Origin of the sequence: Micromonospora sp. L31 (genome assembly GCF_052068075.1) — a bacterium.
Classification (GTDB): Bacteria; Actinomycetota; Actinomycetes; order Mycobacteriales; family Micromonosporaceae; genus Micromonospora; species Micromonospora purpureochromogenes.
Genome location: NZ_JBQHDC010000002.1, coordinates 579084 through 593412, shown reverse-complemented (window position 1 = coordinate 593412; position 14329 = coordinate 579084). Strand labels below are relative to the sequence as shown.

Genomic DNA, 14329 nt, shown 5'->3' with positions numbered 1-14329 from the left:
CGACTTGGTCGACAATGCGGCACGACGGGGGCTGGGTCAAGCCCCCTATCGGTGGGTGGGACGGCACCGGACGGTGCGGCCGGGCTCAGCTCCAGGCGCGGGGATCGGCGGCCAGTTCGGTGATCCGGCCCGGCAGCTCCCCGGCGGCCACGTCGGCGATGCTCACCTGCTCCAGGATCTCCCGCTCGCTGGCCCGCAGCGCGATCCAGACCTCCTGCAACGCCCGGGCCGCGCCGTGGTAGCCCAAGTCCTCGGGGCGCTGCCCGCGCACGTGGGCCAGCGGACCGTCGATGACCCGGATCACCTCGGCCAGGGAGATCTCCGCGGCCGGCCGGGCCAGCCAGTAGCCGCCCTCGGGCCCGCGCTGGGCGTGCACGATGCCACCCCGACGGAGCTGAAGCAGGATGCTCTCCAGGAACTTCGGTGGGATCTCCTGGGCCCGGGCGATCTGCTCGGCGGTGACCGGCCGGGACCGCCCCGCACTCGCGCCGTCGGCGACCGAGGCCAGCTCGGCGGCCGCACGGAGGGCATAGTCGACCCGGGCGGAGAGACGCATGACCGCAAGGTTAGTCGGCAGGTCAGCCGGCCGGCCTGCCGCCCCTCACCCTTTTGATCACTCGCCGACGCGGCGGAGCAGGCCCTCCTGCACGGCGCTGGCGATGTGCCGGCCCTCGGTGGTGAACATTCGGCCGGTGGCCAGCCCACGGGCACCGGAGGCCGACGGGCTCCAGCAGTCGTAGAGGAACCACTCGTCGGCCCGGAACGACCGGTGGAACCACAGCGCGTGGTCGAGGCTCGCCCCGACCACGCCGCCCGGACCCCATACCTCGCCGTGCACCGAGAGCACCGAGTCCAGCAGGGTCAGGTCGGAGGCGTACGTCAGGGCGCACGCGTGCAGCAGCGGGTCGTCCGGCAGCTTGCCGTCGATGCGCATCCAGACCCGCTGGTTCGGGTCGGCGGGGCGGTCGCCGGGGCGTACCCAGCCGGGCTCGCCGACGTAGCGCACGTCTATCGGGCGCGGGATCTGCCCCCAGATGCCGAGCCGCTCCGGGTAGCGGGAGAGCCGGTCGGTCATGGTGGGCACGTCGTCCGGCCCGGGCACGTCCGGCGGGGTGGGGGCCTGGTGGTCCAGGCCCTCCTCCTGCCGCTGGAAGGAGGCCGACATGAAGAAGATCGGCTTGCCGTGCTGGAGGGCGACCGAGCGGCGCACCGAGAACGACCGGCCGTCGCGGACGTTCTCCACCTGGTACTCGATCGGCTCCACCGGATCGCCGGGGCGCACGAAGTAGCCGTGCAGCGAGTGCACGAAGCGCTCCGAATCGACGGTACGACCAGCGGCCACCAGGGCCTGGCCGGCGACCTGCCCGCCGTACACCCGCTGCGGGCCGACCGGCGGGCTCATCCCCCGGAAGGTCATCTCGCCGGTGTTGTCGAGGTCGAGGACCTCCAGCAACTGGTCGACCGCGGCCTGCCCGGCCACCTGGCCCTCGGTCACTGCAGGGCCCGCGCGGAGGCCGCGTCGACCAGCGAGCCGAGCTGGTGCACCCGCAGCGTGTTGGTGGAGCCGGGGGTGCCGGGCGGGCTGCCCGCCACGATCACCACGTAGTCGCCGGGGTTGGCCCGGTTGAGGCCGAGCAGCGCCTGGTCGACCTGGCGGAACATGTCGTCGGTGTGCTCGACGAACGGCATCAGGAAGGTCTCCACGCCCCAGCAGAGCGCGAGCTGGTTGCGCACCTCGGGCACCGGCGTGAAGGCCAGCAGCGGCAGGTCGCAGTGCAGCCGGGAGAGCCGCTTGACGGTGTCGCCGGTCTGCGAGAAGGCGACCAGCGCCTTGGCGCCGATGGCCCGGGCGATCGAGGAGGCCGCGACGGTGAGCGCGCCGCCGTGGGTACGCGGGTCGTGCTGGAGCCGGGGCACCCCGATCGAGCCGGACTCGGTGGTGGTGACGATCTTCGCCATCGTGCTGACGGTGAGCACCGGGTACTTGCCGACGCTGGTCTCGCCGGAGAGCATCACCGCGTCCGCGCCGTCGAGCACCGCGTTGGCGACGTCGGAGGCCTCGGCGCGGGTCGGTCGGGAGTTCTCGATCATGGAGTCGAGCATCTGGGTGGCCACGATGACCGGCTTGGCGTTCTCCCGGCAGAGCTGCACGGCGCGCTTCTGCACCAGCGGCACCTGGTCCAGCGGGAGCTCGACGCCCAGGTCGCCGCGGGCGACCATGACGCCGTCGAAGGCCAGCACGATCGCCTCGAGGTGGTCCACCGCCTCGGGCTTCTCGACCTTGGCCAGCACCGGGCGGTGCACGCCCTCCTCGGCCATGATGCCGTGCACGAGCTTGATGTCGTCGGCCGACCGGACGAAGGAGAGCGCGATCAGGTCGACGCCCAGCCCGAGGGCGAAGCGCAGGTCCTCCGCGTCCTTCTCGGACATGGCCGGGACGCTGACCGCCACGTTGGGCAGCGAGACGCCCTTGTTGTTGGAGACCGGGCCGCCCTCGGTGACCAGGACGCGGATGTCGTTGCCGGTGACGTCGCTGACCTCGACGGCGACCCGGCCGTCGTCGATCAGCAGCCGGTCGCCCGGCTTCACCTCCTGCGGCAGCTTGCGGTAGGTGCAGGAGACCCGCTCCTTGGTGCCCACGATGTCGTCGCCGGTGATCACGACGGAGTCGCCGGTGCGCCACTCGTGCGGGCCGTCGGCGAACTTGCCGAGGCGGATCTTGGGGCCCTGGAGGTCGGCCAGGACGGCGACCGGGTGCCCGGCGGCGTCGGCCGCCTCCCGCACCAGCCGGTACACCGACTCGTGGTCGGCGTGACTGCCGTGGCTGAAGTTCAGCCTGGCCACGTTCATGCCCGCCTCGACGAGCCCCCGGATCCGCTCCGGGGACGAGGTGGCAGGGCCAAGAGTGCAGACGATCTTCGCGCGGCGTGTCACGCCCATCAGGCTAGTCTCTCCTCCGGGTCGGCCGGCGGGCCGACCCCTTTCGGACTGCGGAACAGTTGTCCACCCGACGCGACCGCGGAGGGCGCGTGGCCGGCGGGCGCGGAGCCGCACCGGGGGACGTCGTGAGTGGCGGGCATCGGCGACCGCGCGCCGGGAATCGTACCGCCCGCCCGCATCCCCCGCCGGAGGCGCTCCCACGCCCGCGACGGGTGCCCGCCGCGCCGCCACTCACCCACCGCCGGTGGTCGCCGGCAGCGTGGGTACGGCGGAGAAGACCGTCGGTCGGGGCGGGGTGGTCGGCGTCGGCGGGCCGGAGCAACCGGTCGCCGAGCAGCTCACGCAGGTCGGCGGCGGCGCGGGGAAGGTCGGGGATGGCGGCTGGCGACAGTCGGTCAGCTCTGGGACTTGACCAGCGGGAACTCCAGCGAGCCGGCTGGGCAGAGGAAGGTCAGCACGTCCACCTGGTAGAGCCCGGCCTGCACGGCCGGGTCGGCCTCCATCACGCTGCGCACGTCGTCGACCGAGCCGGTGCGGGCCAGGCCGATGCCGATCGGCGGGGCCGGCTCCCGGGCGGGGCCGTCGATCGACCCGGAGACCAGCACGATGCCCCGGCGCTGCAACGCGTGCATGTGCTCGAAGTGCTCGGCCTGCAACCGTTGCACCGTCTCGCTGGGCAGGGCCCGACCGGCCGGCCCCGGGTAGAGCACGATGCACTCGTACGTGTCGAGCGCGAAGTCCAGCTGCGGCATACCCGTCATGGCGCCCCCTCCCACGCTGCCGGCGTCGGCACCGCGCCGGTCTCCCCCGACTCGGCACAGCGTCGCACGCGGCGGCGGGCCGCAGCGGCCGCTCGGGCCAACTGCCCCGCCGACGTACCCGGTTGCCGACCGGCTGGGTCGTTCGTCCAGCCGGTCATCACCGGCGACAATGGCCCCGGCCTGACAGCACGACGGGCGGACGGGGTGCTCCCGTCCGCCCGTCGCTGGTTCACAGGGCGAAGCAGTTGGGGCGAACCGGGGTGTCGGTGAGCACCTGCCGGACCACGGTGTAGGTGGTCCCGTCCAGGATCAGGCTGAGGTGACCGACCAGCCGCAGCGGGCACCAGCTCTGGATCAGCACGTTGGTCGCGCCGTCCGACAGCGCGGCATTGCCGATCGGCCAGACCAGTTCGTCCTGCCAGGTCCGCACGGTCGCCCAGCGGATGGCCCCCGGGGTGTCGTCCCCTCCGTTGAGGGCGGTGAGCAGGTCCGAGCCGATGGACATCTGCTGGCAGGCGACGATGCCGGCGCAGCTGCCGAGGCCGATGAACTTGAGGATGTTGGCGGCGTAGGTGCCCTGCTGGGGGCTGCCCAGGCTCACGTACCGGCCGACGGCGTCGGCGCCGCCGAGGAACTTGACGTACCAGCGGGAGACCAGGCCGCCCTCGGAGTGGGCGACCAGGTCCACCTTGGCCGCGCCGGTGCTGGCGCGGACCTGGTCGACGTACGTCTTGAAGGCGCGGGCGGACTCGCGGATGTCGCCGAAGCCGAGCCCGGGGATCTGGAAGATGGAGACCCGGAAGCCGTCGGCACGCAGCCGCGCGGCGATCGGCTCGTACGCGATGGAGACGCCGATCAGGCCGCCGACCACGATGACCGGGTTGGCGTTCGCGTTCGCGGCGGCGGCGGTGGACGTGGTTGCGGCGCTGGCGGTGGTGGTGCCGGCGGTGGTGGTGCGGTCGGGGGCGGCCGCGGCGGCGGTGGCCGGGACGAGCAGTGTGGCGACGGCGGTGGTGGCGGCGAGGATCGTTCGGAGCAGCATGGCTGCACCTCCGGTGGGAGGTTCCCGGGGAGCCGGGACGGTGGGTGGTGGGATCCGATCGATCGGTGGGACGATGATGCGCGTCACAATTCACACACGTCAATGACAAGTTACGCGCCGGTAACCTGATGTTGCACCGGAGGTGTCTTCCGGCAAAGCGGGCGAAGCACGACGGGGCCGACCGCGAACGCGGTCGGCCCCGGTGGGGTTCCTGGTCAGGCGGTCGGGCCGGTCTCCCCGTCCGCCGCCTCGCGCAGCGCCCGAGTGGTCTGGTCGAGCAGCTTGGTGGGATCCGTCCGGCCGTTCACCTGGATCTCCGCCTCGGCGTCGCCGACCTGGATGCGGATGGTCACCTCGGTGCGCTGCTGGTCCACCCAGGACTGCACCAGGTTGAACAGGCCGGGCAGCAGCCCCTGGGCCACCACCGCGATGATCACCGCGTCGCTGAAGCCGGGCCGGCCGCCCTGGCCGGCGGCGGCGTCGCGCACCGCGGCGCGGAACTCCGGCCGGCGGTGGATCCAGGCCAGCAGCGGCACCCGGGGCGGCCGGGCGGTACGCGGGGTCAGCACCATCCGCACGGGTCGCCCCGGCCGGGTGGACGGTTCGGTCATGTCGGCTCTCCCTTACTCGCCGCTGGGCCGGAACGTCAGCTTGCCGTCCACCACGGACAGCAGCCCGACCACCTGGATCTCCTCGTCCTCCGTGAACGGGGTGGTGCCGAAGAAGCCGGTGGTGGTGCCGGTCGCCCGGGCCGACCCGCGGCCCTCGAACGGCGTCGACACCTGCGCCGTGGTCGGGCCGGTCAGGGTGAGCTGCACCGTCGGGTACCGGGTGATCTTCCAGGCGATCTTCTTCACCGTCTCCCCGGTGTAGTACCGGAACGGACACCCCTGGGGCGCGGCCACCGTCTGCGCCGCGCAGGCGTCCAGGTACGCCTTGACGCTCTCCTCCGCCGTGGCCTGGGCCGCCGGGGCCAGCGTCGGCGTCAGGTCGGGGGCCCCCGCGCTCTCCTGCCCGGGCAGGACGTAGACGACCTGCGACGGCGTCTCGCTGAGGGCGTTGCGCTGGCCGCCGACGGTGTACGCCCCGGGCAGCAGCGCCAGCTCGACGCCCTCTCCAGCCGCCGGTGCGGGTTGGCCGTTGACGGTCAGGCCCGCCGCGCCGGGCAGGCTGAGCCGCGCGGGTGGCGCGGCGATCTGCCACCGGTGGAACAGCCCGAGGGTCGCCGACTCGTCCCGGCGCAGCGGCAGCTCGGCGCTCAGCTTCTGCCCGGCCAGGGTGTAGGCGACCTTGGCGACCGCCTCGTCGCCGTCGCGCTCGACCGACGTGACGTCCACGTCGGTCGGCGGCTGGTAGCCCTCCCCACCGACGATCCGGGCGAGCTGCTCGCCGTCGCCCGCCGCCGCCCTGGCGTCCGGGGTCAACGCCGCCAGGGCGCCCCGGCCGTCCCCGTCGTCCAGCGCCGAGAAGTAGGCGTCCACCGCCGCCTGCGGGCGGAACAGCAGCCACTGCGCGGTGGTGAGCGCGCCGCCGCCGAGGCAGCCGATCAGCGCCAGCGTGCCGACCAGCAGCCAGGCGCGCCGGGAGCCGACCGGCCCCGGCCGCCCGAACAGCTCCTCGGTGCCCACCCGGGCGGGGCTCCCGTCGGCGGCCGTCGCCTCGTCGGCGGTGGCCGGCGTGAGTCGCTCGAGCCGGTCGAGCCGCAGCTCGGACGGCGGGTGGGTGGCGCACACCGCCTCGTCCCACCCGCTGCGGCCGGTCTCGAAGGACCGACGCCGTTCCAGCATCGACCGCATGCCGGCCGCGTGGCCGGCGAGGACCGCCCCGGCGTCGGCCCGGTACTCGGCGGCCCGGACGTCGCGGCGGTGGCAGGGCAGCACCACGAACCGCATGGTCAGCAGCACCGGCCAGAAGACGATGAAGACCAGCAGGTCGGTGGCCGGGTGCGGGAACCGGCGCATCAGCCAGGTCGGCACCGCGTGGACCAGCACCAGCGGCAGCCCGACCCCCCGGACGAACGCGCTGGTCACCTCGTCACCGGTACGCCAGTGCACCAGTTCGTGGCTGAGCAGCGCCGCGACGTCCTCGTCCGGCTCGTCGAGCAGACTGGTGGTCACCACGATGTGCCGGGCGTAGGCCCGGGCGTTGGTAAGCACCGGGTCGTCCTCGATCAGCAGCCGGGGCACGGTCGGCAGGCCGAGGCGGGTGGCGCACCCGGACAGGATCGGCCGCAGCCGCTCGGCCTCCCGCCGGCTGAGCTGACGCGCGCCGGAGACGCTGAGCAGCCACGGCTCCAGCAGCACCCGGCCCAGGGTGTAGACCAGGCCGACCAGAGCGGCGGCCACCACCATCCCGACCAGGCCGGTGAACAGGTTCGCCGGCTCGTCGAAGGCGTCCCGCCAGGGCAGCACCAGCACGACCAGGAAGCCGGCCAGGAAGCCGACCGCGAAGCCGGCGAAGCCGCCGACCACCCCGCCGGACCGGTTGAGGAAGGCGTCGAGCAGGGGACCGACCAGCGGCGCGTCGCGCACCACCGACGGCAGGGCGTCGCCCGCCTGGGTACCCCCGGCGACCAGCCCGAGCACGCCCAGCGCCAGCCCGCCCCACACCGCGGCCAGCAGCGCCAGCGGCACGTAGAACCAGGTGGCCAGGAAGCTGCCGAGCACGCCTCGCCAGTCGCGCAGGATGCCGGCGCGCAGCCACACCAGCGCGTTCGGGTACCCCGGCGGCCGGTCGGCCAGCCGCCGGTCGAGTCCGCCCGGTCCGGCCGGGCGCGGCTCGGTCGCGCGCTGCTCGACCGCGGGTCTCACCTGCGGGTCAACGTCCGGGTCGCTCACGGGAGACTCCTCGACGACAGACGCCACCACCCGGGACGGCGAAGGGGCGCACGTTCCACGGGCACGGCGCATCGGACGGCGGCCGGGCCGACCGTCGACGGTATGTGCGCGGGCAGGAATGCGGTGCCGAAATCGATCAGTGGATTTCGACGTCGCAGGACATTACCTGTCGCGAATGGATATCGCCACCACCAAATCGGCCTGGCCCGCTGCCGCCGGCGCGCCGCGGTGGCCCGATTCCCCGTTCCACCAGGGCGTTCGCCGCTCGCCGCCCGGGTCGCTGGCGGCGTCGATCGATGCGAAAACAGGGGTTGGCGGAGGCCTTCGGCGAATTGGCCGGGAAACCGCGCTGATTGGTCGCGAACCCGCCAGGATATGCAGAGGAGTGCAGGCGGTACCGCCCTGTTCCGGATCAGCTATCCGACATCGGGGCGCGGCATTGCCGGCTGGGCGGGGCCGGGCTCAGCTGCCCAGCGCCCGGACCTTGGCGATGGTCTCCTGGACCTGCTGGGTGGCCGGCCCGGCGCCCTGCGCCGCCTGGGTCAGCGCCTGCCGGTAGGCGTCCAGCATCCCGATCAGCGGTCCGGCCGCGACCCCTTCCAGGGCACCGGCGACCAGTTCCCGCGCCTCGGCGGCGTCCTGCGCCGCGGCGGCGGTCTTGGCCTTCGCCTCGTCCAGCTTCTGCGCCGCCGCCGCCAGCCTGGCGATGACCTGTGCTGCGCTCACGCGCCCTCCCCTGGTCGTTCCGCGTCGATCGACGCGGCCACCGGCGTGGACCACAATGGAGGGTACGAGATAACCTGCCCTCCGGCGATCACACGACGACGAACCGATTGTCGACTACCGCTCGGCGACGAACACGCCAACGCCGCCGACTCCCTCGACGAGCCCTTCGATCTTGAGCGCGTTGATCGCCTGCCGGACGACGATTGCCGAAACGCTGTGCTGACGGCACAGCTCGGACGTCGACGGCAGCTTGTCTCCCGGCGCGAGTTCGCCGGACTGGATCTGAGCGCGGATGCCATCGGCTATCTGCGCCCACTTGGCTTTGGCGGGCATTGGTGTCTCCCAGGTCTGCACCGCCATTTGATCACGTGAAACTTTGTATAGCAAGCAATGTCTGGTCCACTGCTTGCCCTTGCATGACCTGTTATATATGCTCTATCTCGGCCGGCTCCCAGGTCTGCAAACCGGAGTTGGTCCTTCCCCACCGCGCAGAGCGCCCGGTCGGCCGGTCCCCCTGGACGGCCGGGCGTGCCGCGGCCTGCCCGCAGGCAGCGCCCAGGCTGAAGCGAACCCCACCAAGGAGACGCCACCGGACGGGAGTACTCGATGCACGACCAACCCGAAGAGAACCGCTCGATGAACGGGGACGAGGACGGAGCGGGTGGAACACCATGGGTGTCACACAGCTCCGGTGACACCCATGGTGTTCCACCGACCGGCCGCGCCCGTCCTGCACCCGTGGACCGGGACGACCGGGCGGGGCGACCGGGCGACGACCAGCCATCCGGGCGACCAGGCCGTCCGGAGTCGCTGGTGTCCGCACAGGACGTCGAGGACGCCGACGACATCCTCTTCGCTCATCCCCCGCGGGTGGTCACCCGGTGGCTCTGCGGCTGCGGCGAGGACTACCCCTGTCCCGACGTCCGCTTCGCCCGGCCGGTCAGGGCCGTCCACGCCACCGCCACCGGCGTCGACGACAGCCGGTGAACGCCAGTGACCTGCGCAGGTACGCGGCCGAGCAGGCTGCCGACGCGCGGCGGACCATCTCTGAGCACCGCACGGAGGCGTACACCGGGGTGTGCCGGACGTGCGGACGGCCCGGGCCGTGCGACGAGCAGCGGGCGGCGCGGACCCGGCTGGCGCACCACGACGGCACGCTGGACGCCCTGCGCGCGCGGGCCGGGCGCGGTCAGCGCAGGAAACGGACGAGCAGCAGGCTGGCGCAGTACGCGGTCGGCACCAGCGCGACGCAGATGACGAAGCCGAGCGGGACGAACCGCGGCGGCTCCACGGTGGCCAGGGCGGGCCGCCCCCAGCGGCCGAGGATCAGCCAGCCGGCGGCGAAGGAGAGCACCGGCAGCCCGGCGCAGATCCAGGCGCCCAGGGTGAAGCCGCTGACCAGCCCCACGCCGGAGGCGACCACCAGGACCAGCATGAGCAGCACGCCCGCGGCGGCGCAGGCGACGTAGACGGCCACCGCCCGGGCCGTCGGGGACCAGGTCGGCAGCAGCTCCGGCCGGGCGGCGAGGGCCTCGACCTCCCGGGTCCGCAGGTCGGCCTCGTCGACCAGCCGGCGGGCCTCCTCCAGCACGACGGCCGGATCGGCGTCGGGATCGACAGCATCGTTGGCGACCGGGGGGCCGGTGACGGCGTCCGGCCCGTCCGGAGCGGCCGCGGTGGCCGGCGGAAGACCGATCGCCTCGCCGAGCTGGTCCAGCCGCTGGCCCTGGGCGGCGAGCCGCTGGCCGACCTGGGCCACCCCGGCGTGCAGCCGCCGCCGGCGTTCCGCCTCGGCGGCGGCGCCCCGCTCGCCCTCGCGTACCTGCACGGAGAGCTGGCGCACCGCGGCGGCGTACTCGTCGAAGGTGGACACTCAGCGCTCCTCGTCCTCGGGCCGGTACCCGGGGCGGACGAACGGCACGATCAGCGCGGTCCGCTGCGCGTGCCGGTCCACCAGCAGCGCCCGGTCGGCCCGTGGGGTGTACGCCAGGTCGGTGACGCCCAGGTGCAGGCCGAGGTCGGCGCCGGGCACGTTGAGCGCCACCAGGCAGGCCACGTCGTCGCGGTTCTGCGAGCCGCCGAGGTCGTCGGCGAGCCGGCGCAGCCCGCGCCACCAGCCGAGCAGGTGCACCAGGTGGCCGGGGCCCTGGCGCAGCAGCGCCCGCAGGTCGTCGTGACCGGAGCGGAAGGTGTCCGGGTCGGTCCGGGCGAGGGTGGCGCCGGCCGCGTCCACCCCGAAGACCACCAGGTACGTCCGGCCCCGCTGCCCCGGGTCGGCGGCCAGCTCGCCGATCCGCCCGCGTAGCCCGGCCGCGTCGACCACGGTGACCGGGTGCCCGGCGGCCTTGATCCCGGCGGCGGTCTCGTCGGCCAGCTCGTCGGCGGCCTCGACCAGCGGCGCGAGCACGAACTCCGCCTCGCCCGGGGCGTGCTGGCGGGCCAGGCTCAGCGCGGCGGCGCGCAGCACGTGCGCCCCGGTCGCCGCGGTGCCCACCACGGCCAGGTGCCGCCCGGGGCCGGCGTCCAGGGCGAACCGGGCCGGGCTGCCCGCCACGTCGACCGTGCGGCCGACCAGCGCCGACGGGCGGCGCGCGCCGGGCCGCAGCGCGGCGGCGGCCGGCTCGTCCTCCAGGTGCGCCGGCTCGTAGCCGCGGAAGACCGCCGGCGGCGGCCAGCCCTCCGGCCGGTCGTCCCAGAGTTCGTAGCGCAGCCGGGCGACCTGCCGGGCGTCGGCGTGCGCGTCGGGGAAGCGGACCAGCACGTCGGCCCCGGGCGCGCCGGCGGCGGTGTTGACCACGGCGGTGCCCACGGGGCCGGCGGTGCCGGTCGCGGCGCGGGGACCGAGCACGGCCTCGCCGCCGGGCAGCGCCACCCGCAGCGCGAACTGCCCGAAGAGCGTCTCGGCGCGGCCGTAGAGGGCCTCGACGCCGGTGGTGCTCTGGCTGGCCAGCACCAGGTGCACGCCGTACGAGCGGCCCTTGCGGGCCAGTTCCTCCAGCAGGTCGACGGCTTCCCGGGCCAGCCGGTCGTTGCCGGCGAGCAGCACGTGGAACTCGTCCACCACGGTCACGATCCGGGGCACCGCCGCGTCCGCCGGCAGGTCGGCGAGCTTGGTGATCCCGTGCCGCTTGAACTCCTCGGCCCGGCGGCCCAGTTCCCGGCGCAGCTCGCGGAGCACGGCGAGGCCGTACTCGCGGTCGGACTCGACGCCGACGGTGCGGGCGTGCGGCAGGAACGACGGGTCCCGTTCGGTGGGCACGAACTCGGTGAAGCTGACGCCCTCCTTGAAGTCGAGCAGCCAGAGCTGGAGGTCGGCCGGGGAGTAGCGGGCGGCCAGTCCATAGAGGACGTCGACGAGGAAGACGGTCTTGCCGGCGCCGGTGCGCCCGCCGACCAGCCAGTGCGGGGTGGCGTCGTCGAAGGCGAGGGTGACCGGCTCCCGCCCGGCCCGGCCCACCACCGTGCGCAGCCCGGCCCGCGCGGACTCCGTCCAGCGCCGCTCGGGCAGCAGGTCCGCGACGTGCAGCGCCGCGTCGCGCCGCACGGCTGCGGCCAGCCGCCCGGCGAGCGAGCGGACGGCCTCCTGTGGCGGGTCGCCGTCGAGCAGCACGGGTACGGCCAGCCCGGTGCCGTCGTCGCCGAACGGGTACCCGGGCGGGTCGCCGACCCAGGCGTACCGCTCGTCGAGCCGCAGCGTGGTGGTGGCGCCCAGCGGTGGGGCCTGCCCGGGCGGCGCCACCGGATGGCCGGCGAGCAGCACGCAGACCGCGGCGGCGGGCCCGGCGTGGGTGAGCGCGGCGAGCCGGGCCAGCTCGCGCGGGGCCGGCACCGAAGCGGCCACCACCAGCAGCAGCTCGTGGTCGTCGCGGTCGGCCTGCTGGGCGGCGCGGGCGTGCGCCTCGGCGGCGTCGAGCAGCGCGACGATCTCGGCCTCGGTGGTGGCGGTCGCGCCGAGCACGCCGGCGTCGCGCAGCGGCCGCAGCGGCAGGAAGGTGGCACCCAGCGCGGCCGGGTCGATGCCGACCACCCGGACGGCGCCGGGCGGGGCGGTGGCCAGCAGTCGCAGCACCAGCACCCGCAGCAGCACCGCCACCCGGGGGTCGCGGGCGTCGGCGCTGATCGCCAGGTGCCGGCCGGCGCCCAGCGGCAGCAGCAGCGGAAACCGGCCGTCGGCGGTGGTGGCGTCGCCGACGCGCACCGGCGCGGGTTCGCCGGCCGGCCGGGTCGCCGGCGCGGTGGGGGCGGTCAGGCCGGCGGCGAGGCGGCCGAGCCGGGCGACGAGGTCGACGGTGCGTTCCGGCACGGGCTGCCCGGCCAGCCGGTCGAGCAGCGCCCGGGCCCGGGTCCACCGGTCACGGGCCCGCCGGTGGGCGGTGACCGCCTGGCCGTACGCCGACGCGAGCCTGCCCACCGTCTGCTCCCCCACCACGTCCGTCCGGTCGAGGGAACCCTAACGGAGCCGGGCCGGCGACGCACCAGGCGTCGCGGGTGAGCCGTTGGTCCACTGTTCACCTGCCGGTCCGCCGCCGCGCCGCCGGGTGTTCCGCCGGTCCGGATTGCCTGCTGGCGGACGACATGGTGAAAGAACTGGAAGGTGACGACGTGACCTCCTCCCCCATCTCCCGCCGCAACCTGCTGCGCAGCGGCGCGGCCGGCGGCCTCGGCATCGTGGTGGTTGGCAGCCTGGAGGCGATCGCCGGACCGGCCGCCGCCCGGGCCGCCTGCCGCCCGGCCGTCGGCTACGGCGAGCTGGTCCCGGACCCGGCCGGCCTGCTGGCGCTGCCGCCCGGCTTCTCGTACACAATCGTGGCGCAGGCGGGCAGCACGCTGCTGGAGAGCGGCCACCCGACCCCCAGCGATCCCGACGCCAACGGCTGCTTCCGGTCCCCCACCGGTTCGGTGCTGGTGAACAACCACGAAATCGGCGGCAGCGAGCCGTACCCGGTGCCGGCGCTGCCGGGCCTCACCTACGACCCGGGCGCCCGGGGCGGCACCACCACCATCGAGGTGGACGCCGCGGGGCGGCGGCTGCGTGAGTACGTCAGCGTGGCCGGCACCCACAACAACTGCGCCGGCGGGATCACCCCGTGGGGCACCTGGCTGACCTGCGAGGAGACCGAGCAGCGAGCCGGCGGGAGGTTCCTCAAGGACCACGGGTACGTCTTCGAGGTGGACCCGCACGACCGGGAGCAGAACCTCGACCCGGTGCCCCTGACGTTCCTCGGCCGCTACGCCCACGAGGCAGTGGCGGTCGACCCGTACACCCACTCGATCTTCCTCACCGAGGACGCGGGCGGGCCGAACGGCCTGTACTTCCGGTGGACGCCGCCGTCGGGCTTCCGGGGCGGCAAGGGCGCGCTGCGCGCCCTTGCCCTGCGCCCCGACAGCGGCACCGCCGGCGAGCTGCAGGCGATGAACTGCTTCCAGGACAGCCGGCACATCGCCGACCTGTCCGAGGCGACCACCCCGGGCACCCGGTACAAGGTGCGGTGGATGGACGTGCCGGACCGGGACGCGAAGACCGTCTCGGTGCGCAAGCAGTTCACCGACGAGCAGGTGACCCGCAGCCGCAAGCTGGAGGGCGCCTGGTGGGCCGACGGGGGCGCGTACTTCGTCGCCAGCTTCGCCCGGCATGCCGACGGCAGCGTCAACGAGCACGACGGCCAGGTCTGGTTCTACGACCCGCGCTCGGAGACGGTCACCCTGAAGACGATCTTCGGGGTCAACCCGGACCCGTCGGTCGCGGGCGGCTACGACGGCCCGGACAACATCACCGTCTCGCCCTACGGCGGGGTGATCCTGGCCGAGGACGGCGATGGGCTGTCCCACCTGGTCGGGGTGACCGCGCAGGGCAAGGCGTACCCGCTGGCCCGCAACGAGCTGAACGACAGCGAGTTCGCCGGCCCGACGTTCAGCGCGGACGGCACGGTGCTGTTCGCCAACATCCAGTCCCCCGGCTACGTCTTCGCGATCACCGGGCCGTGGGGGCGGCCGAGCAACGCCGACCCGGCCTGATCCCGGCG

General features: G+C 74.3%; 14 protein-coding genes. 3 read left to right on the top strand and 11 right to left on the bottom strand.

What is annotated here, in order from left to right; all coding sequences use genetic code 11:
- Positions 1-85 precede the first annotated feature (85 nt).
- From ACTMS9_RS09335 to pyk, 3 genes are read right to left on the bottom strand one after another with little or no spacing between them, the layout of a single operon-like run.
- Positions 86-556: an RrF2 family transcriptional regulator gene (locus tag ACTMS9_RS09335; protein WP_346539392.1), complete on the bottom strand. Its 471-nt coding sequence runs from the start codon at positions 554-556 to the stop codon at positions 86-88.
- A 57-nt stretch (positions 557-613) separates the two neighbouring features.
- Positions 614-1495 carry an acyl-CoA thioesterase gene (locus ACTMS9_RS09330; RefSeq protein ID WP_441145088.1) on the bottom strand — a complete coding sequence of 294 codons (882 nt, stop codon included), beginning with the start codon at positions 1493-1495 and terminating at the stop codon, positions 614-616.
- Positions 1492-2940: a pyruvate kinase gene (gene pyk, locus ACTMS9_RS09325; protein WP_441164674.1), complete on the bottom strand. Its 1449-nt coding sequence runs from the start codon at positions 2938-2940 to the stop codon at positions 1492-1494. The genes ACTMS9_RS09330 and pyk overlap by 4 nt, the downstream gene beginning before the upstream one ends.
- Positions 2941-3184: 244 nt before the next feature.
- Between pyk and ACTMS9_RS09320 the strand changes: the two genes are divergently transcribed.
- Entirely contained in the window at positions 3185-3352 is a 168-nt protein-coding gene (locus ACTMS9_RS09320; RefSeq protein WP_441145090.1) for a hypothetical protein, read from the top strand.
- Here the strand turns inward: ACTMS9_RS09320 and ACTMS9_RS09315 are convergent.
- The 6 genes from ACTMS9_RS09315 to ACTMS9_RS09290 all read right to left on the bottom strand — a co-directional run bounded on the left by ACTMS9_RS09315 (position 3336) and on the right by ACTMS9_RS09290 (position 8666).
- Complete coding sequence (locus tag ACTMS9_RS09315; protein WP_441145092.1) at positions 3336-3701, bottom strand: YciI family protein; 366 nt, start codon at positions 3699-3701, stop codon at positions 3336-3338. The genes ACTMS9_RS09320 and ACTMS9_RS09315 overlap by 17 nt on opposite strands.
- A gap of 229 nt (positions 3702-3930) precedes the next feature.
- On the bottom strand, positions 3931-4743 hold the full coding sequence (locus ACTMS9_RS09310) for a lipase family alpha/beta hydrolase (RefSeq protein WP_441145094.1): 813 nt from the start codon (positions 4741-4743) through the stop codon (positions 3931-3933).
- A 215-nt stretch (positions 4744-4958) separates the two neighbouring features.
- On the bottom strand, positions 4959-5354 hold the full coding sequence (locus ACTMS9_RS09305; RefSeq protein ID WP_441145096.1) for an effector-associated constant component EACC1: 396 nt from the start codon (positions 5352-5354) through the stop codon (positions 4959-4961).
- 12 nt (positions 5355-5366) lie between these two features.
- Entirely contained in the window at positions 5367-7580 is a 2214-nt protein-coding gene (locus ACTMS9_RS09300; protein ID WP_441164673.1) for a M48 family metalloprotease, read from the bottom strand.
- 462 nt (positions 7581-8042) lie between these two features.
- Positions 8043-8306: a DUF6244 family protein gene (locus ACTMS9_RS09295; protein ID WP_154943759.1), complete on the bottom strand. Its 264-nt coding sequence runs from the start codon at positions 8304-8306 to the stop codon at positions 8043-8045.
- Between the two features lie 114 nt (positions 8307-8420).
- Positions 8421-8666 (bottom strand): winged helix-turn-helix domain-containing protein, encoded by a 246-nt coding sequence (locus tag ACTMS9_RS09290; protein ID WP_088961183.1) that lies wholly within the window; start codon positions 8664-8666, stop codon positions 8421-8423.
- 453 nt (positions 8667-9119) lie between these two features.
- On the opposite strand from ACTMS9_RS09290, the gene ACTMS9_RS09285 reads away from it, so the two are divergent.
- The gene (locus ACTMS9_RS09285; protein WP_441164672.1) at positions 9120-9293 is read left to right on the top strand and encodes a hypothetical protein; all 174 of its coding nucleotides are present in this window, start codon (positions 9120-9122) and stop codon (positions 9291-9293) included.
- 202 nt (positions 9294-9495) lie between these two features.
- Here ACTMS9_RS09285 and ACTMS9_RS09280 read toward each other — a convergent pair whose 3' ends face one another.
- Together ACTMS9_RS09280 and ACTMS9_RS09275 are read right to left on the bottom strand one after the other, a co-directional pair.
- The gene (locus tag ACTMS9_RS09280; protein WP_441164671.1) at positions 9496-10179 is read right to left on the bottom strand and encodes a hypothetical protein; all 684 of its coding nucleotides are present in this window, start codon (positions 10177-10179) and stop codon (positions 9496-9498) included.
- Positions 10180-12717 (bottom strand): FtsK/SpoIIIE domain-containing protein, encoded by a 2538-nt coding sequence (locus ACTMS9_RS09275; protein ID WP_441164670.1) that lies wholly within the window; start codon positions 12715-12717, stop codon positions 10180-10182.
- Positions 12718-12908: 191 nt separating this feature from the next.
- Here ACTMS9_RS09275 and ACTMS9_RS09270 point away from each other — a divergent pair, with 191 nt between their 5' ends.
- A complete protein-coding gene (locus tag ACTMS9_RS09270) occupies positions 12909-14321 on the top strand; it encodes an alkaline phosphatase PhoX (RefSeq protein ID WP_441164669.1) in 1413 nt (470 codons plus the stop codon).
- Positions 14322-14329: the final 8 nt, after the last annotated feature.

Coding starts and splice junctions, on each gene's coding strand:
- ACTMS9_RS09335 (WP_346539392.1), bottom strand. CDS start 556: ATGCGTCTCTCCGCCCGGGTCGACTATGCCCTCCGTGCGGCCGCCGAG.
- pyk (WP_441164674.1), bottom strand. CDS start 2,940: ATGGGCGTGACACGCCGCGCGAAGATCGTCTGCACTCTTGGCCCTGCC.
- ACTMS9_RS09315 (WP_441145092.1), bottom strand. CDS start 3,701: ATGACGGGTATGCCGCAGCTGGACTTCGCGCTCGACACGTACGAGTGC.
- ACTMS9_RS09310 (WP_441145094.1), bottom strand. CDS start 4,743: ATGCTGCTCCGAACGATCCTCGCCGCCACCACCGCCGTCGCCACACTG.
- ACTMS9_RS09305 (WP_441145096.1), bottom strand. CDS start 5,354: ATGACCGAACCGTCCACCCGGCCGGGGCGACCCGTGCGGATGGTGCTG.
- ACTMS9_RS09290 (WP_088961183.1), bottom strand. CDS start 8,666: ATGGCGGTGCAGACCTGGGAGACACCAATGCCCGCCAAAGCCAAGTGG.